The organism is Streptomyces sp. NPDC046870 (assembly GCF_040704595.1).
Lineage (GTDB): Bacteria > Actinomycetota > Actinomycetes > Streptomycetales > Streptomycetaceae > Streptomyces > Streptomyces argyrophylli.
Genome location: NZ_JBEYXM010000039.1, coordinates 15,474 through 33,916, shown reverse-complemented (window position 1 = coordinate 33,916; position 18,443 = coordinate 15,474). Strand labels below are relative to the sequence as shown.

13 protein-coding genes and 1 pseudogene are annotated in these 18,443 nt (G+C 73.1%); 7 read left to right on the top strand and 7 right to left on the bottom strand.

Going from position 1 to position 18,443, the window contains the following annotated elements; translation table 11 throughout:
- Window positions 1-18 precede the first annotated feature (18 nt).
- The 3 genes from AB0946_RS39635 to AB0946_RS39625 all read right to left on the bottom strand — a co-directional run bounded on the left by AB0946_RS39635 (window position 19) and on the right by AB0946_RS39625 (window position 4,687).
- Entirely contained in the window at window positions 19-861 is an 843-nt protein-coding gene (locus tag AB0946_RS39635) for an alpha/beta hydrolase (protein WP_058084934.1), read from the bottom strand.
- Window positions 862-1,219: 358 nt separating this feature from the next.
- Window positions 1,220-2,230: a LysR family transcriptional regulator gene (locus AB0946_RS39630; protein ID WP_366765589.1), complete on the bottom strand. Its 1,011-nt coding sequence runs from the start codon at window positions 2,228-2,230 to the stop codon at window positions 1,220-1,222.
- A gap of 447 nt (window positions 2,231-2,677) precedes the next feature.
- Complete coding sequence (locus AB0946_RS39625; RefSeq protein ID WP_366765588.1) at window positions 2,678-4,687, bottom strand: AfsR/SARP family transcriptional regulator; 2,010 nt, start codon at window positions 4,685-4,687, stop codon at window positions 2,678-2,680.
- Window positions 4,688-5,139: 452 nt separating this feature from the next.
- Between AB0946_RS39625 and AB0946_RS39620 the strand changes: the two genes are divergently transcribed.
- Complete coding sequence (locus tag AB0946_RS39620) at window positions 5,140-6,528, top strand: FAD-dependent oxidoreductase (RefSeq protein WP_366765587.1); 1,389 nt, start codon at window positions 5,140-5,142, stop codon at window positions 6,526-6,528.
- Window positions 6,529-6,717: 189 nt separating this feature from the next.
- Here the strand turns inward: AB0946_RS39620 and AB0946_RS39615 are convergent, their stop codons facing one another.
- From AB0946_RS39615 to AB0946_RS39605, 3 genes are all read right to left on the bottom strand, one after another.
- Window positions 6,718-6,966 (bottom strand): DUF2630 family protein, encoded by a 249-nt coding sequence (locus AB0946_RS39615; RefSeq protein WP_366765586.1) that lies wholly within the window; start codon window positions 6,964-6,966, stop codon window positions 6,718-6,720.
- Between the two features lie 284 nt (window positions 6,967-7,250).
- On the bottom strand, window positions 7,251-10,148 hold the full coding sequence (locus AB0946_RS39610) for an AAA family ATPase (RefSeq protein ID WP_366765585.1): 2,898 nt from the start codon (window positions 10,146-10,148) through the stop codon (window positions 7,251-7,253).
- Between the two features lie 242 nt (window positions 10,149-10,390).
- A complete protein-coding gene (locus AB0946_RS39605) occupies window positions 10,391-11,377 on the bottom strand; it encodes a LysR family transcriptional regulator (protein WP_366765584.1) in 987 nt (328 codons plus the stop codon).
- A 467-nt stretch (window positions 11,378-11,844) separates the two neighbouring features.
- Here AB0946_RS39605 and AB0946_RS39600 point away from each other — a divergent pair.
- The 4 genes and pseudogenes from AB0946_RS39600 to AB0946_RS39585 all read left to right on the top strand — a co-directional run.
- A pseudogene (locus AB0946_RS39600) lies at window positions 11,845-12,141 on the top strand (WhiB family transcriptional regulator); the annotation flags it as partial.
- 4 nt (window positions 12,142-12,145) lie between these two features.
- Window positions 12,146-12,604, top strand: a complete 459-nt coding sequence (locus AB0946_RS39595; RefSeq protein ID WP_366765583.1) for an SsgA family sporulation/cell division regulator — start codon at window positions 12,146-12,148, stop codon at window positions 12,602-12,604.
- Window positions 12,605-12,739: 135 nt separating this feature from the next.
- Window positions 12,740-13,585, top strand: a complete 846-nt coding sequence (locus AB0946_RS39590; protein ID WP_366765582.1) for an alpha/beta hydrolase — start codon at window positions 12,740-12,742, stop codon at window positions 13,583-13,585.
- Between the two features lie 111 nt (window positions 13,586-13,696).
- The gene (locus tag AB0946_RS39585; protein WP_366765581.1) at window positions 13,697-16,417 is read left to right on the top strand and encodes an AAA family ATPase; all 2,721 of its coding nucleotides are present in this window, start codon (window positions 13,697-13,699) and stop codon (window positions 16,415-16,417) included.
- Here AB0946_RS39585 and AB0946_RS39580 read toward each other — a convergent pair.
- Window positions 16,330-16,896: a hypothetical protein gene (locus AB0946_RS39580; protein WP_366765580.1), complete on the bottom strand. Its 567-nt coding sequence runs from the start codon at window positions 16,894-16,896 to the stop codon at window positions 16,330-16,332. The genes AB0946_RS39585 and AB0946_RS39580 overlap by 88 nt on opposite strands.
- A gap of 202 nt (window positions 16,897-17,098) precedes the next feature.
- Here AB0946_RS39580 and AB0946_RS39575 point away from each other — a divergent pair, with 202 nt between their 5' ends.
- Entirely contained in the window at window positions 17,099-17,605 is a 507-nt protein-coding gene (locus AB0946_RS39575; protein WP_366765579.1) for a DUF302 domain-containing protein, read from the top strand.
- A gap of 284 nt (window positions 17,606-17,889) precedes the next feature.
- On the top strand, window positions 17,890-18,375 hold the full coding sequence (locus AB0946_RS39570; protein WP_058085420.1) for a DUF1269 domain-containing protein: 486 nt from the start codon (window positions 17,890-17,892) through the stop codon (window positions 18,373-18,375).
- Window positions 18,376-18,443: the final 68 nt, after the last annotated feature.

Here is an 18,443-nt window from a genome sequence, read left to right as displayed (position 1 = left end):
CTGATGATGGGGCGGGGATCAGCCGAGGAAGGCGTTGACGTCCTTGGCGGCTTCGGCGGGGTACTGGAACAGCGAGGCGTGGGCGGCGTCGGGGTAGATCCGGATCTGCGCGTCCGGGATCAGACCGGCCATCAGGTAGCTGTTCTTCGTGGGGATCATCAGGTCGTCGTCGCCCTGGATGATGAGCGTGGGGCACTGGATGCCGGTGAGGCGCTGCAAGGCGGAGTGGTCCGGGATGCCCCACTCCAGTACGGCGTCGTACTGGGCATCACGCGAGGCGAGGCTGCTGGGCACGTCCCGGCCCTCGGTGCGGGCCGTGAACCGGCCGAGGAACTCCACGCCCTTGGCCTGGCTGGTCTCGGTGTGGGCGAAGAAGATGTAGAGCAGGTCCTCGCCGGTGGGCACCTCGGCGCGGGCGTGCGTCTCGATGTCCTTGCGCCAGCCGTGCATGCCCGGGGCACCCTTGGGGCCGGTCCCGGCGAGCACGAGACGGCGGACCAGGCGGGGCCTGACCAGCGCGATGTCCTGGGCGGCGAAGCCGCCGATGGAGAAGCCGAGCAGGTCGATCCGCTCCAGGCCGAGGGCGGCGGTGAAGGTGATGATCTGCTGCGCCATCTGCGCGATGGTCGTGGCGAAGGGGCCGGTGGAGGAGGCGACGCCGGGGTAGTCGACCAGGATGACCTCGCGTTCGGCGGCGAGTGCGTCGACGAGCGCGGGGTCCCAGTTGTCGAGGTTGCCGGTGAAGTGCTGGAGCATGACGAGGGGGACCTCGCCGCCGGAGCCGAGCCGGCGGTAGGCGTAGCGGACACCGTCGGCCTCGACGAACTGCGTAGGAGCCGTGTGGTGGGTAACAGCGGACATGTCTCTCCCTGCCGGAACGGGATAGGAATCTGGGGGTGTGCAGCCGGGGCGGCCTTCCGCGGGCTCGCCGTCCGTTTCGGATCGGGCCACGCGCTGACTCCGGAACAGCATGCGGAATGGGGAGTGGAAACTTTGTGGTGCGTGTCTTGACCGGACGGTGGGGTGCCTTGACCGGACGGTTGGTGTCCTCACCCGACCGTGCGGGGCGGCCGGGTGGGGTGCGGGCAGCGGACGCCGTACGGGGGAGGGGGCAGGCGGCAGCCGGCCCGGTGCTCACCCCACCGGGCGGGTGTGCCGAGGGCGGCCCTCTCCGCGGCGGGAGGGCGCCCGGCGGGCCGGTCCCGGCGCGGGGAACGGGTCAGACGGCGGGGGGCGCTTCCGGGCCGCTCCCCGCGCGCCGGACGAGGGGGCCGGTCGCCTCCGGGAGCCGCCAGACGTCCCCGTGCGCGGCGGCCAGGGACCGAGCGGCGTCGCGACAGGCCGCCACGAAGCCGGCCACGGCCCGGGAGTCGTCGTCGCGCCGCCAGACCACGCTCATCGTGCCGGACAGCCGCTCCAGCGGCACGAACGTCACACCCGGATACCCGGCGAACCGGAACGACCCCGGTACGGCGGAGACCCCCAGGCCGGCCGCCACCAGGTCGGCGACCGCCGAGGGCGCCGTGGGCACCGGGGTGATGCCCACCCCCTCGGCCGCTGCCGCGGCGTCCAGCTGGGCCCAGCAGTGGCTGCGCTCGCGCACCGGGAACAGCACGGCTTGCGCGCCCAGCGCCGCGAGCGACATCGGCTCAGTCGCAGCACCGGGATGCCCCTGGGCCAGGAGCGCGCTGGTGCGCTCCTCCACCAGTGCCTCGCAGGCCAGCCCGTCCGCCACCGGCGGATCCCAGGTGAGGACGGCGTCGACCCGCCCGTCGGAGAGAGCTGCCGCCTGCTGCCCGTCCCGCAGCTCCACGACCGACACCCGCGTACGGCCGGACCACAGACGGCGTACCGCTTCGGCGAGCAGCCCGCCCGGTGGGCTGGGCAGGGGGGCCGAGACCGTCAGGAGGGCGGGTCCGGCGTCGGCCGTGGACCGGGCGGCCCGTACGAGGCGCCGGTTGTACGCCAGGGCGCGTTCCGCCTCCGGTACGACCGTCCGGCCGGCCTCGGTGAGTTCGGCACCCCGAGGTGTGCGGACCAGCAGGTCGGTCCCCAGCAGACGTTCCAGCCGGCGCACCTGCCTGCTGAGTGCGGGCTGGGCGATGCCCAGGCCGGCGGCGGCATGCCCGAAGTGCCCCTCCCTGGCCACGGCGAGAAAGGCGCGCAGCAGCCTCGGGTCGATGTCCGGCTCGGTGACGCCCGGCAACGCGTCCACCTCATACGTGTTCACAGCGGGCTGCCCTTTCTGACAGGGGCCGTGGGCTCGGCAACCGACGTGCTTGTGCCGCCGCGGGGGTCCGGCGCACCGGGAAGGCATGCCGTACCGCATCGTCCGAGGACGAATCCGTCTTGGACGCGCCGGTCAGGCTCTGCATGCAACAGGGGTCGTGGCCGGCCGGGCGCCGTCAGGACGGGCTGCCACGGCCGGTGAGCCCGCGGAGCTTCCCCACGGCGAACGCCGCCTGGACGGTACCAGGTTGGCCCGTGGCGGCCCGCGCGGGCCCGTCGGTGAGACGGGCTCACGCCAGGCGCTCCCTCCCCCCGGGCGCCCCTGGCTCGTCGCCCGTGCCGGCGAGCCGGCGGGTGTGGGCCGTCTCCGGCCGCGCGCCGCGCCGTACGGCCGACGGGGCGGTACGGCGACCGACCCGTCCGCACACCCTCGCCGCACGAAGTGTGTTCAGAAGGCCCATTGCTCCAGGTGTACGTCGGCCCGGCCGGGCACCGGCCGCGCCACGGGCCGCGCGGACCGACGGGAGTGGACGTACGAGCGCCGCGGAGCGGCCGGACGGTCCGCTTCCGCGGCACGACCGAGCTCGGCCGCGTAGGCCAGCACCAGGTCGTGCGCGCCGTACCGGTCACGACCCCGGACGTCCAGCAGGCGGGCGCGCACCAGTTCCCCGACAGCCGTGGCCGCCGCGTCCCGCGAGATACCGGCCGCGCTCGCCAGGCCGGCCGTGCCGACGTCGCAGGCCCGGTGCCGGGGCAGCAGGCGGAAGACCCGCTTGGCCTCGGCACCGAGCGTCCGGTAGGACCAGGAGAAGACACCGCGCAGGGCGTTCGCGCTGTCCTCCTCGTCGAAGCCGCCGAGGCTGCCCTGCGCGGCGGCCAGTTCGGCGGCCAGCCGGGTCAGCGACTGCTCGGGGCGGCTCGCCGCGCGGGCGGCCACGAGGGCCAGGGCGAGCGGCAGCCGGCCGCAGCGCGCCACGATCTCCTCGACGACGGCTACGCCGACGTCGGTCCGCGCGGGGCCGACACGGCGGAGGAAGCACGCCGTCGCCTCGGCCACCGAGGGCAGGTCCAGGGAGAGCAGCCGTGCTCCGTGTGCGGCGGCCAGACCGATCAGCCGGCTCCGGCCGGTCACCACGACCATGCACTCGGAGGTTCCGGGCAGCAGCGGTCGTACCTGGTCCGCGTCGAGCGCGTTGTCGAGCACCACGAGCACGCGACGCCCGGACAGGACGCTGCGGTAGAGGGCCGACCTGGCCTCCAGGGAAGCGGGGATGCGGTGCCGTTCCACGCCCAGGGCCTCCAGGAACCCGTACAGCACCTCACCCGGATCCGCGGGGTCGCCGTGTGCCGCGAAGCCGCCCAGATCCGTGTAGAGCTGCCCGTCGGGGAAGTCCCCCGCCACGCGGTGGGCGAAGTGGACCGCCAGCGCCGTCTTGCCGACCCCGGGAATGCCGTCGACGGCCAGGACGCGCAGGCCGGCGCCGACCCGGTGCGCGGTGTCCAGCGCCTGGTTGAGGGCAAGCTCCCGTCCGGTGAAGAAGGGCAGGTCCGGCGGTAGCTGGGCCGGCTCGATCCACGGCGGCCGGGAGCGCGGGAGCGGTGCCGCGGGCGGTGCCGCGGACCCGGTGGACGCCGGCACCCGGGGCTCCGCCGGGCTGCCGCGCAGCACGCTCTGGTGGGCGGCCCGCAGCTCGGGCCCGGGGTCGACCCCCAGTTCCTCCGACAACCGGGCCCTGATGGTCTGGTACAGCATGATCGCTTCCGCCTGCTTGCCGTCCGCTGCCAGCACGAGCAGCAGGGACGCCTGGAGCGCCTCGTCGAGCGGGCAGCGGTCGGCGGCCTGCCGCACGGTCAGCAGGACGGAGCCGGCCCGGCCGCAGCGCAGGGCCGCGGTGGCCGCCTCGCACACGGCCGGAGCGTATTCGTGTTCCACCATGGCGAAGGCCGGATGCACCGCGGCGACGGCGCCCAGGTCCTCCGCGCAGTTGCCCTGCCACAGGTCCAGCGCCTCCAGATACAGGTCGACGGCCGCCGGGAGGTCGCCCGTGGCGGCCGTGGCGCGGGCCCGCCGGACGAGGTCGCGGAACCGGAGCAGGTCCAGGCCGTCCGCGTCGACACGCAGCAGGTAGCTCCCCGCCTGCCGGACGAGCCACCGGCCCGGCGACCTGATCGGCAGGCCCGGTTCGAGCAGCCGCCGCAGTGAGCCGACGTACCGGTGCACCGCGTTCACCGCGCTGACCGGTGGGTCACCGTCCCACAGCAGGCCGATGAGTTCCGTCAGCGGGACGGGCCGTCCCGCACCCGCCAGCAGCGCGGCGAGGAGCAGGCGTTGCTGGCGCGGGCCGAGCGGGAGTTCCTCCCCGGCCCGCCAGGCCCGCACCGGACCCAGCAGCGTGAAACGCACCGCCTGTGCCGGCCCCTGTTCTTCGCCGATGCGTCGACGCGGTGTCACGGGCATCGAGGCGTCCTCCTTTCACCGTCCGGACGGCGTTCCGGCAGCGGGTCCGCCGCCTGCGCGCCGCCGTACCCCTCCACCGAGGTGGTGCTCCGTCCGGCGGCCACGCCGAAACGCTAGGTCCGGGCCGCTCGACGGTCATCAGTCGGTTGACTCACCGTGGTGAACGGAACCCGGCCGCCCGCCGCCAAAGCCGCCGCACCGCCCGTGACGACCCCCGCGACCTGTGTCCGGGGACGGTCCTGCGGGCGTGTCGCCCCGCCCCCGGTGTCCGCCGTTCCGCGCCCCGTCACGGCCGGGCGGCGAGGATTTCCCGCATCGCGCCACGGTGTGGCTAGTCATTCGACTGATGCGTCCACCTGTCAGAGCGGCGAACCTGGACCCGGGCGGCCGGTGTGTGACGCGCCGGCCGCCCCGCCCACCACTTGTGCACGGCCGAGGAGGACGGAGAGGGAATGAACGCTGCGGAGGAACTCGTGGAAGACGTGGACCTGCTGGTGGTGGGTGGCGGCAAGGCCGGCAAGACGCTCGCCATGGACACCGCGCGGGCCGGCCGCAGGGTGGTCATGGTGGAACGGGGCATGATCGGCGGCACCTGTATCAACGTCGCCTGTATCCCCACCAAGACGCTGGTGACCAGCGCCCGGCTGGCCCGTAGGGCCGGCAGCGCCGAGTCGCTGGGGCTGCGGCTGGGCACGCCTCAGGTGGACCTGGAGCTGCTGCGCGCGCACAAGGACGGTGTCGTCTCCGACATGGTCGAGCTCAACCACCGGCAGTTCCTGGACAGCGGCATGGACTTCGTCCTGGGCACCGCGCGCTTCGTGGCGGAGCGCACGGTGGAGATCCACCTCAACGACGGAGGCCGCCGGGTCGTACGCGGCACCGACGCGGTGATCAACACGGGGACGACGCCGCACATCGCGGCCATCCCCGGACTCGCCGAGGCGGAACCGCTGACCAGCGAGAGCATCATGGACCTGCGCCGCGTCCCGGACCGGCTCCTGGTCCTCGGCGGCGGTTACGTGGGACTGGAGTTCGCCCACATGTTCGCCGCGTTCGGCAGCCGGGTGACGGTCCTGGAACGCGGCCCCCACCTGCTGCGCGGCGAGGACCGGGACATCGCCACGGCACTGGCGGACTACCTCCGGGAAGACGGCGTCGAACTGATCACCGACGTCGCGGTGAAGGAAGTGGCCCGGGAACGGGAGACGGTGCGGGTGCTGCTGGAGGACGGGCGGACCCTGACCGCCGACGACATCCTCGCGGCGACCGGCCGGGACCCCGTCACGCGCGACCTCGGGCTGGAGGCGGCGGGGGTGCGGACCGACGAGCGCGGGTTCGTACGGGTGGACGACAGGCTCGCGACCGACGCCCCGCACACCTGGGCGGTGGGCGACGTGGCCGGCAGCCCGCAGTTCACCCACGTGTCGCTGGACGACTACCGCATCGTCAAGGCCAACATCGACGGCGGTTCCCGCAGCACGGCCGGCCGGCTGGTGCCCTGGAACCTGTTCACCGACCCGGAACTCGCCCGCGTCGGTCTCACCGAGGAGCAGGCCCGCGCCACGGGCCGTTCCATCAGGGTCGCGAAGCTGCCGGTCAAGGCCATCCCGCGGGCGCGCACCCTGCGGGAGACGCGGGGCCTGTGGAAGGCGGTGGTCGACCGGGACACCGAGCAGATCCTCGGTGCCGCCCTGCTCGGCCCGGAATCGGCGGAGGTGCTGTCCGTGGTGCAGACGGCCATGTGGGCCGAGATGCCGTTCACCCGTCTGCGGGACGGTCTGATCGCGCACCCGACCATGGCGGAGGGACTCAACGCGCTGTTCGCCTCCTGGGTGGACTGAGCAGCCGCACCGCTCCCGGCCTCGCCTCGCCGACAGCGACCGGAACTCTTCGGTCGCTGTCGGCGTGCTCGGCGATCGTGCACGTCACAGGCGTCCGGACGGAGCGTCAGGGACTCAAGCGACCCAACTTCCGGATACACCGCGTGGCCCGCGCCGGCCTCGCGCGTCCCGCCGTGTGCCACGGCCCGGTCAGGACTGGTAGTTCTCCACCTGGGACTGCGGCCGCACCTGGGCCCCGTCGGGGTCCTCGCCGAACTCGGCCCTGGCCCGCCGCTGCCGCAGCAGGTCCCAGCACTGGTCCAACTCCCGTTCGAGCACGCCGAGTCGGTCGCGCTCCACGGCGCGGTCCGCGCCGGCCGTGGCGAGGGCGTCCCGGAGTCTGCGTTCCTCGTCCGCCATCTCGGTGATCCGGTGCAGGATGCGCTGGTCGGTTCCCATGGGTGTGGTCTCCTGGTTCATCGGGGGTGTGGCGGCCTGGCCGTAGCGCGCCGGACGCGGCCGGGTGACGACGGACGTCACCTGACGCGGGCCCGACGCGGCAACGGGACGCCTCGACCCCGATTCTTCCCTTCCCCCCGTCCTGGGTGATCCGTCGATCGACTTACCGGCTCGTCCGGAAGCCGTCGGTGAGGTGACCCGGGACCGTCCATGACGCATGGCCGTTGACCTGCGCCACCTCCGCCTGGGTCAGCTCCTTGTAGCCACGCGCGATCTTCTCGGCACTACCGCCGGCTCACCAGCCGTGACGGGGTCTCGTCGGGACCGGCGACGGGGCGCGCAGCCGGCCTGCTCACGGTGCCGGACGCGTGGTCCGGTGTCCCCTCCCGCGGGCTCTGGGCGCGGCTGAGCGCGTCGCGGAGCTGTGTCCGGCTGCTGACCCCCAGCTTGGGGAACACCTGGTACAGGTGGAAGCCCACGGTCCGGGCGGACAGCAGCAGCCGCTCGCCGATCTGCCGATTGGTGAGCCCCGCCGCCGCCAGCCGCGCGATCTGCAACTGCTGAGGGGTCAGGCGCTCCACCGCCCCCGGATGCCCCTCCGCGTCCCGCACGGGTACCCCGCAGGCGCGCAGCTCCCCGGCCGTCCGCTCCACCCACGGATGCGCTTTGAGCCGCTCGAACACGGTCAGCGCCCGCGCCAGTTCGGCCCGCGCCTCGCTCATCCGGCGCCTGCGGCGCAGCCACTCACCGAACTCCAGCGACACCACCGCCCGCTCGAACGGCCACTGCTCCCCGACCGGGTCCCCCAGGACCGTACGGAACAGCTCCTCCGCCTCCTCCCCCTCGCACAGCAACGCCCGCGCCCGTCCGACGATCAGCCGCAGCCGCGGCGACATCCCCTCGCCGACCCACCGCTCGACCGCGTCGACCGCGTCGACCGCTTCTTCCGGCCGCCCCACCCGGACGGCAGCGGCCGCCAGGTCCCCCACGCCGTAGAGGGAGCAGTGGTAGTGCACCGGCCGCGGATCGGGCCCCGCCGTGAACAGCCCCCGCAACAACTCGAACTCCAGCGCGTGGTCACCCTCGGCGGCGGCCACCGCCGCACGCACCATCGCCATGCGCACACCCAGCGCCCGGCTCTCCGACATGTCGAGCCCCCGCACGGCCCGCGCCATCAGCCCCCGGGCGTCCTCCCCGCGCTGGGCCAGCACCATCGCGCTGACGTACACGGCCACCCAGGCCGCCGCCTCCAGCCCGTTCTCCTCCGCCACCCGCCGCGCGTCCTCAGCGGACTCGCACGCCGCCTCCCAGGCACCGGCGTCGAACTGTGCCAGCGCCAGCGTCTGTCCCACCATGGAGCTGGAGCCCGCGGTCGTCACCGTCCGGAGACGTTCCATCACCGCACTCAGCAACCGCACCCCGAGCGCCGTCTCGTCCAGGATCCACGCCGCGCCGCCCAGCACGCTCAGCCGTCCGGGCACGCCGTCCGCCTCGGCCGCGGCGCGATGCAGCGCCGCCAGCGCACCGCGACGGTCGCCGAAGGGATCGCAGCAGGCGCGTGCCCACACCTGTTCGTACGCGCTGCCCACCTCGCCCGGGACACGTGCCAGCAACTCCTGCGCCTGGCGGCGGAAGACCTCGTCACCGCTGCAGTACAGCACCACCGCGCTGTGACTGACCGCGTCCAGCGCCGTCACCGGCGAGGCGTCCATCATGTCGGCGGCCAGCGGCAGCAGTTGGGAGAGCGCGGCCTTCTGCCGGCCGGTCGCCGCCAGCGCCCAGCCCCTCCGCAACGCCGCCTCGGTCAGCATCCCGGGGTCGTCCGTCGCCGCGGCCACCTCGCCCGTCAGCGCCTCGACCCACCACGGCTCGCCCGCGTGCACGGCGAGATCGGACGCGTCCAGCAGCCGCCGCGCCCGCGACCATCCCCGTTCGCTCAACTGCGCCGCGCGCTCCAACGCCGCGGCCGCCACGCGATAGCCGCCCCGCCGGCGTGCCCGGTCCGCCGTCTCCACCAGCGCGCCCGCGACGGACTCGTCCGGCGCCAGGGACGCCGCGGCCCGGTGCCAGGCCCGCCGGTCGGGATCTCCGTCCAGCCCGTCGGCCAGCCGCAGGTGCACCTCGCGACGCTCCGCGAACGACGCGGTCGCGTACACCGCGGAGCGCATGAGCGGCTGCCGGAACTCGACCCTCCCGCTCACCAGACGCACCAGCCCCGCGTCCTCCGCGGCCGCCCACGCCTCGGCCCCGCCACCCGGCACCGACGCCGCCGACGACAGCGCCGCCCTCATGTCCGGTCCGTCCGCGGCCGCTGCGAACAACAGCACCCGGCGTGTGGCCTCCGGCAATCCGTCCAACCGTTCCGCGAACGCCTTCTCCAGCCGGGCCGGCAGCGAGAATCCCGCCCCCACCGCCGTGTCCCACCCCGGGAATCCCCGCTCATCGGCGTCCCGCGCCAACTCCATAAGGGCCAGCGGATTCCCCGCCGCCAGCCGCAGCACCTGCCCGCGCACGCGGCCCCGGGGAACCACGGGCTGCGCGTCCAGCAGGCGTCCGGCCGCTTCCCCGGACAAGGGACCGAGCGGCACCGGCTCGAAGTCGGGCCACCCGGGTCCGGACACGCCGTCGCCGCGTACCGCCGCCAGCAGACCCACCGGTTCGCCGGCTGTGCGCCGCGCGACGAACAGCAGGGTCTCCAGGGAGGCGTCGTCCAGCCACTGGAGGTCGTCCACGACGATCGTGACCGGGCGGTGGCTCGCCGACGCCAGCAGCAGGTTCAGGGACGCGAGTCCGACGATCAGCCGCTCGTCACCGCCTTCCCCGTCGGCGGTACGGGCAGCCGCGTGCCGCATGCCGAGGGCGCGGGAGAGGGCGGCGCCCTGCGGAGCCGGCAGCTCGGGCAGGTGGTTCAGGACGGGTCTCAGCAGCTGGTGCAGTGCGCCGTACGCGAGCGTTCGCTCCGCCTGGCTGCCCGCGCAGCGGAGGACGGTCCCGCGTTGGCCCGCCTCCGCGGCCACGGCGTGCAGCAGTGTGGTCTTGCCCATGCCGGGCTCACCGACGAGGAGGAGGGCGCCCGCGTCCTCGGCCCGATTCGGGAAAAGGCCTCGCAGGACACGCGATATCTCCGGCTCGCGCCCGATGATCCCGTCCAGTGGGTCCTCTTCCACGCGTCCACGGATCATTTTTCCTCCCCGGCTCCTCACAATTGTTCGGAAGCTATCACGGAATACCCGAGGGTCCGGGTTCTTCCTTTTCATCGGGAAGTCAACAACGATCCAAAGGTCGCCCTTCCAGAGAAAATCAAGAATTTCCGCAGAAAAAGGGGATGCATTCCAGATTCATTCCACAACCCGTCCGCGCGGACCGCCGCCCTGCCGTGGACACGATCCGCGATGTCCCGCGTCGGCGCAAACCCGGGCTCCCGTCACCGTGGCCGGAACACTGCGGGTTGTCTCCAGATCCCGGGGTGCGCGGCGCTCAGCCCGGCGGCCGCGGACCGGCAGGACGCCACGAAGGCCTCGGCGACGGCGGAGCCGTCGCCGCCGTGCCGCACGACGCTCATCCGGTGGTGCAGACCGGGCAGCGGCACGAAGGCCACGTCCGTGTAGCCGGCGAAGCCGAAGGACGCCGGTACGACGGACACCCCCAGGCCCGCCGCCACCAGGTCCAAAACGGCGGAGGGGGCCGTGGGCACGGGAGTCAGCCGAACCTGTGCGGCGGCGGCCAGCTCGTTCAGCGAGTCCCAGCAGTGCCCGCGTTCTCGCACCGGGAAGAGGAACGGGTCCTCGGTCAGCACGGCCAGGGGCATCTCCGTCGCCCCGGCCCAGGCGTGGTGCCGGCTCACGAGTGCGCTGGCGCCCTCTTCGAGCAGTACCTGCCCGTGATCGGCGTACGGGTCCCCGCCCCAGGTGAGAGCCGCGTCGATGCGGCCGTCCCGCAGTGCGGCGGCGACATCTCCGTCGTCCAGTCCCACGACCGCGACCTGCACGTCCGGGTGCGTGGCACGGAAATGACGCACCGCCTCGGCCAGCAGGCCGCCGGGAGGACTGGGCAGGGGAGCGGAGATCGTCAACGTGCGCGCTCCGTACCGACCTGCCGCCGATCTCGCCATGCGGACGAGGCGGCGGTTCTGGGCGACGGCCCGTTCGGCGTGCGGCAGCACGAGCCGTCCCACACCGGTCAGCCGGGCGCCCCGGGACGTACGGGTGAACAGGGTCGCCCCCAGCAGGCGTTCGAGTTGCTGCACCTGCCTGCTCAAAGCCGACTGCGCGACCATGAGACGGTCCGCGGCACGACCGAAGTGACCTTCCCCGGCGACGGCCAGGAACGCCCGCAGCAGTCGTAGGTCGATGTCGGGCTCGGAACGCGTCACCTGGAGATCCGCCAGGGTGACGGGAGAGGAGTCTGTCACTTCCGACCTGCCTCGGTCTGTTGTGTACGGAACCACTTGGGACACGGATACGCGCACGGGCGGCCGTCGAACGGTCAGTGGCCGCGGCCTCGTTCAGGCTAGGAGCCCTCACCCCGCGATCCATCAGTCGACTGACTGTGCCTTCCGAGAGAGCGGCACGCCGACGTCCGGGTCACGGGACGCCCGCACGTCCCGCCTTCCGGGCACCGGTGCCGGCACCCGGCGCAACGCCAGGGCACCGCTGTGCGCCAAGCGGTCAGTCACACGACGGATGCCCGCCACGCGCCGGTCCGAAAGGCTGGTGGGAACACAGGCTCGTCGCGGAGGTGGCGATGGACGCGTTCGACGGGGCACGGTCGTGGCCCGCCCCCACGGCACTCCCGTCGTGGGGTCCGCCCGGCCCCGGGAGCCGGCGTGCCCTTCCGGCTCCGGACCGGTGGGCGCGGTCCGGGGGAACCTCTGCGGCCTGGCAGCGGTACGCGATGTGCCGGTTCGAGGACCCGGAGCTGTTCTTCCCGGTCGGCGAGGCAGGACCGGCGCTCGGGCAGATCGAGGAGGCCAAGGCCGTCTGCCGGCGATGCCCGGTCGTCCGCACGTGCCGGGCCTGGGCCCTCGACCACCACGAGGAGGCGGGCGTATGGGGCGGCCTCAGCGAGCAGGAACGGCGGGCCATCAGGACACGCGCGGCCCGCGCGGCACCTCGACGCGTGCCCCCGGAGCCGCCGCCGTCGAACAGGACCCGAGACCGACAGAGAGGACGCTGACCAGATGACCGAGCACGCGCACCCTTCCGATCGCGCCCACGGCAACCCCCTGGGCACCCTCGAACTCCTCACCACCCTCCAGTTCCGGCCGGTGCCCCCGGGACACGCCGGCATCGACTGCCGGTTCAGCTACAGCGTCGACGACCCGTTCGCGGTGCGCATGGACCTCCTCGTGACCGCGGAGACCCGCGTGACCTGGGTGGTCGGCCGGGACCTGCTGAGCGCCGGCACCGACCGGCCCAGCGGCGAGGGCGACTGCAAGGTGTGGCCCTCCACGGGGCCGGGCGGGCGGCCGTCGCTCCACCTGAGGCTGGAGAGCCCGCACGGGCACGCGACGTTCGCGGCCGACCTGACCGCGCTGCGCCGATGGCTGGAAGACACCTATGCCATGGTCCCCTCCGGCAGCGAGGGCGCGCTCCTGGACTGGGCCACCCTCACCGAGAGCCTGCTGCCGCCCGTCTGAACCCGGGATCTCGTTCCGGTCACGCCTTCCCGCATGGTCAAATGCCCGATGCCCCGGACCCGGCCCGTGGTCACACTCGACGGCATGCGTTGCTCCCATCCGAGCGGGAAGCAGGACCCCGGCGAAGGACCCGACATGTACATCGACGCACCGAACCACGTCGTCGACGCCGCCAACGGCGTCAGATACGCCTATCGGCGCTGCGGCCCCTCCGGCTCACAGCCGCCTTTGCTCATGCTCCACCACTTCCGCGGCACCCTGGACAGCTGGGACCCGGCACTGGTCAACGCCCTGGCGACGGAACGCGACGTGATCGCCTTCGACAACGCCGGGGTCGGCCTGAGCACCGGCCGCACTCCCCGCACCATCGCGGAGACGGCCGAGGACACCCTGGCCTTCATGACCGCCATCGGGGTACGGCAGGCGGACCTGCTGGGATTCTCGATGGGGGGTTACACGGCCCAGGAACTGGCCCTGCTGCGCCCCGCCGCCGTCCGCCGCCTGGTGCTGGCGGCCACCGCCCCGCGCGGCGGCCCGGGCGTCCTCGGCCGGCCGGACGACGTCTTCGCCCGCGCGGACGTCGACCAGCCGAGCCTGGAGGACTACCTGTATGCCTTCTTCAACCACACCGAGTCCAGTCAGCGCAGCGGGCTGGAGTTCCTGGGCAGGTACATCGAGCGGGAGCACGACCGGGACCTGCCGGCCGGCCGAGCGGCCAGGCAGGCGCAGTACCAGGCGATGACCGAGTGGGGCGTCCCGGAACACGGCGCTCTGCGAAGGCTCTCCGCGATCAGGCAACCCGCGCTCGTGGTGCACGGGGACAACGACCTCGTCATCCCGCCCGGCGCGTCCCGTCTGCTCGCGGGCCTGCTGCCCGACGCACGGGTGAGAACGTATCCCGACTCCGGCCACGGCTTCCTGTTCCAGCACCACGAGGAGGTCGCGCGGGACGTGCTGGCCTTCCTGGCCGAAGCGCCCTGAAACCCGGCCGATACCAGTCGACCGACAGATGCGTCCCCGGCCCGCCGGCAGCCACCATATGAGCGCCGACAGGGGCAACCGCCCTCCGGCGTGGGAGGAACGTTGTCGTTGGTGGGCCGTACGTCCGAGTTGCATGCCCTGGAAGCACTGCTGGTCGAGGCGGAGAGAGAAGGAGCGGCGCTGCTGTTGCAGGGCGACCCCGGGGTGGGGAAGACCGCGCTGCTGGACGCCGCGACCGCCCAGGCCCGGGCGGGCGGGCTGCGCGTGCTCCAGGTCGTCGGGGTCGAGAGCGAACAGGAACTCGCGTTCTCCGCGCTGCACCAGCTCCTCTATCCGCTGTTCGACCACATCGCGGGGCTCCCGGCCTTCCAGAGCGCCGTGCTGGAACAGGCGCTCTCCATCCGCGAGGGCTCGGCGCCGGGACGCTTCGCCATCTCGGCGGCGGCGCTGGCGCTCCTCCAGGCCGCGTCCAAGCTGCGGCCACTGTGCGTGGTGGTGGACGACGTGCACTGGATCGACCGCTCCAGCGCCGAGGTGCTGACGTTCATCACCCGCAGGCTCAGCAGTTGCCGCGCGGCCTTCGTCATGGCCGCGCGCAGCGGAGCGCACGGCTTCCTCGACCCCACGGGCCTGCGCGTACTCGACGTGGGTCCGCTGCCCGTCCCCGACGCGCTGGTGCTGCTCGACAGCAGTCACCCGGGGCTGGCCGAGACGACCAGGCGGCGCCTGCTGGACGAGTCCGAAGGCAACCCGCTCGCCCTGGTGGAGCTGCCGAGCCAGCTCACCGACGCCCAGCGGGACGGTGTCGAAGCCCTGCCGGCGAACCTGCCGCTGAACAGCCGGCTGGAGAGCGTGTTCGCCGACCGCGTCCGGCGGCTCGGCTCCGTGACACGGTTCGCCCTGCTGCTGACGGCCCTGGACGGAGAGCGCCCCGGCAATCTGGGGGACATCCGGGCGGCCTTCGGCGCAGGGAGCGAGGAGTGGGACGACGGCCTGCTGGAGACGGGCGAGCGCACCGGACTGGTCCGCGTCGACCACGTCGCGGAGCAGGTCACCTTCCGGCATCCCCTGGTCCGCTCCTGTGTGGTGCACATGTCCCCGGCCGGACGTCGCAGGGCCGCGCACCGGGCCCTCGCCGAGGTCCTGAAGACGGAGCCGGAGCGGCGCGCCCTGCACCTCGCCCACGCGGCGGACGACCCCGACGAGGCGGTCGCCGTCGAACTCACCCGCGCCGCGGAGCGGGCCATGGCCCGTGGCGGCGCCGCGGAGGCCGCCACGGCGTACCGCCGTGCCGCCGAACTCAGCCAGGACCCCACCGAACGCGTCCGCCGTCTGGAGCAGGCCGCGTTCGCCGCCGGTATCGCCGGCCTCCTGGGCACGGCTCACGAACTGGCCGGCCAGACCACGGAATCACTGCGGGGCGCGGCGGCCGCCGGCTACGTGCAGTTCCACCGGGAGGGAGACATCGACGCGGTCTACCGCATCCTGCCCTCTGCCATGGAGGCGGCGCGCGCAAGCACCGTCCCGACGGACGTGGACGCGTTCGACGACGCGTTCTACGTCCTGCTCAACGCGGCGGTGTGGGGAGGCCGTGCGGAACTGTGGCCACCCGTGTACCGCGCGCTCGACCAGATCTCCGAGCCCGCGCGCATGTGCTTCGACTGCGTCGCCGATCCGGCGCGGACCGCTCATGACGTGCGGGAGCGGCTGGACAGGGCGACGGCCGCGCTGTCTCCCGACACGCCCCTGTGGCGCGTCAACTGGCTGATCTACACGGCCATGTACCTCGACTGCTTCACGTACTACGACGGCGTGTGGCGGGAGGCCGTCGGGCACAGCGCGTACGACAGCCTGCGCTTCGGCGTGGTGGCCAGGACCCACGAGGCGTTCATGCGGGGTGAGTGGGACAAGGTCCAGGCGATCGCGTCACAGGGCTTCGCGGACGCCACCGAGCACGAGTACCACCTCATCCACATCATCTTCACGTACGGACTGGCCATGGTCGCGTCCGGCCGCGGGGACGAGGAAGCGTTGCGCCGGCACTGCGACACGATCACCGCGTGGGCCCAGCCGCGACGCATGCAGCTGCTGATGTCCACGGTGAACGAGACCTGGGCCCGCGCCGCGGTCGGCCGCAGGGACTTCGAGGAGGCCTACCTGCTGACCTCCACGCTGACCCCGCCGGGAGAACTGCCCTCACACTTCCCGCACTTCTCGCGCGTGTTCCTGGACCTGGTGGAGTCGGCGATGCGCACCGGCCGGACCGAGGCGGCCCGCGCACACGTCGAGGCGGGCCGGCAGGCGCGTCTGGACGCCATCTCGCCGCACCACGAGCTCATCCTCGCCGCGGCTGCCGCCGTCGCCGCGCCCGACGAGGAGGCGGGTGCGCTGTACGAGGCGGCCCTCGCGGTGCCGGACGCCTCCCTGTGGCCCTTCGAACACGCCCGGGTCCGGCTCTGGTACGGCGAGTGGCTCCGCCGGCGCCGGGAGTACACGGCCGCGCGCGTCCAGTTGAGCCTGGCACTGGACCTGTTCGAGCAGCAGTTGAAGGCCCCGCTCTGGGCTCAGCGCGCGCGGGACGAGCTCCGCGCGGCCGGCGTGGGCGTCGGGATCGCCGACGCCAGGACCGGCGTGAAGATGAGCGCGCAGGAGCGTCGTATCGCGGAACTCGCGGCGAGCGGCCTGTCCAACAAGGAGATCGGCCGGCAGCTCAACATCTCGCCCCGCACCGCCGGCGCCCACCTCTACCGGGTGTTCCCCAAGCTGGGCATCACCTCCCGCGCCGCCCTGCGCGACGCGCTCAAGGCCTTCGACGAGGCCGGCGGCACGTGACGGCCGTGCCGCCGGTGGTCCCGGACCAGGGCGGGGGCGCGTGACACCGTGCTCGCGACCACGGGCACGCCGGGGCAGGGCATCACCGCGAGACCGAGTACGCGCGGGTCCAGGGCCTCCACCCAGCCGTGCCGCACGCTCCAGCCGCACACCCGGGTACCGGCCGCCACGGTCCTGGCCACCAGAACGGCACAGCGGATCTCCCTGCCCGCCAACGCCGACACGAGCAGGGCCCGCACCTCCGCCAGCTCTCCGGCCGGCTCCGGACCGGCGGCACCGGGCCGGCCGGCGGAGCCTTCGTCCACGGCGCCCTCGGCACGGTCGAGGGTGCCGTCGCTCCACTCGACCACCAGGTCGAAGCGGTGCCGCCCGGGGCCGAGGGCCGTCGGCAGTGCCGCGCAGATCGCCCCCGCGTCCGCCGTCGCACGTGCGAGCAAGGCGGACCGGTAGGCCGACCGGACGAACCTCCGCAGGAACATGTCCATCCCCTCCGCACGACGGTCGTTGACATCGGTGGACTGCCCCCAGGGTGAGCGGCACTTGTGGATTTTGTGTGGGCCGGTTGCCCGATGGGGCAGCAACAGGTCACTGGACCGCTCGTTGAATACGTGTGCGCCGTGCGTCGACGGCTTGCGCCGTTATGGTCGAGTCGATCGCACCGCGCACCAGCCAGGAGGCGAAATGAGTACGTTCCCCGTGCGGCGTCTGGACATGGCCGTGCCGTCCGTGTCCGACTTCCGGCAGAGCTACGAGGTGGCCGTGCCGCCGGTGCCGGAGGAGGAGTTGGAGTCCCTGATCCGCCGGGAAGCCTCCTGGCCGGAGATCACCGGGCTCATCGACTCGGCGACCCCGCACGGCTTCATGATCTTCGAGAGGAACGCGGCGCACCCCCTCTTCCGCCGCGCCGGACACCAGGCGGTCTGCTTCTGGTACCTGATGGGCAACCACACCATCGCCGAGCGCATGTACCGCCACGACCCGCGGACCATGCTCTACGCGCCGCTGCGCACCGTGATCTGGCAGGACGAGGCCGGAGCGGCCTGGTTCAGCGTGGACCAGCCCAGCACCCACTTCGCCGGGCTCGGCATCCCGGAGGTGACCGAGGTCGGCGTCGAACTCGACCGGAAGCTCGCCGCCCTCCTCGACTTCCTCGGCACGGACGTACCGGACGAACTGCTGCGGAGCTGACCGGCCCGGCGCCTTCGGAACACAGGCCTCGGACTCCGTCCCGCACACGTCCAGGCACCCCGCCCCGGACACACGTATCTGTGCTGCGGCCGTCTTGGGCATGCTGTCCACCGTTCCCGGCCGTGTACATGCCCTTCTCTGTGAATCGCCGGCACACCGCGACGGCACGGTGCCGGGCCGCGGCCCCCGGCGCGTACCGGCCGGCCTCTTCTCCCGCGTGATCGCCACGACGCCTTCGGCGCTGTCGTCATCCGCGGCGATCCCACCCCTCGAAAGGAGCCCCCGTGGCCACTCTCACCGTCTGGAAGTTCCCCACCCCCGACGGCGCCGACCGGGTCGAGGAGACCCTGCTGTCCCTTCGGAAGCAGGGTCTCGTCCAGGTCCACGACGCGGCGGTCGTCACCTGGCCGGAGGGTCGCAAGCAGCCCAGGACCAAGCAGCTGTACAACCTCACCGCGGCGGGCGCGCTGTCGGGCACCTTCTGGGGCCTGCTGTTCGGCCTGATCTTCTTCGTGCCGTTGCTGGGTGCCGCCGTAGGCGCCCTCAGCGGTGCGCTGGGCGGCTCGCTGGCCGACGTCGGCATCGACGACGACTTCATCGAGAGCGTCCGGGGTGAGGTCAAGCAGGGCACGTCCGCCCTGTTCCTGCTCACCTCCGACGCGGTCGTGGACCGCGTGCACGAGGCGCTGCCCCACGGCACCGCCCGGTTGATCCACAGCAACCTGTCCGAGCAGGACGAGGCCAGGCTGCGCGAGGTGTTCGAGGCGTAGCGCGGCATCGGGAGGCCGGGGATCTCAAGCCCCGGCCTCCCGCCGCGTCGCGGCCGGGCGTCGGTTCA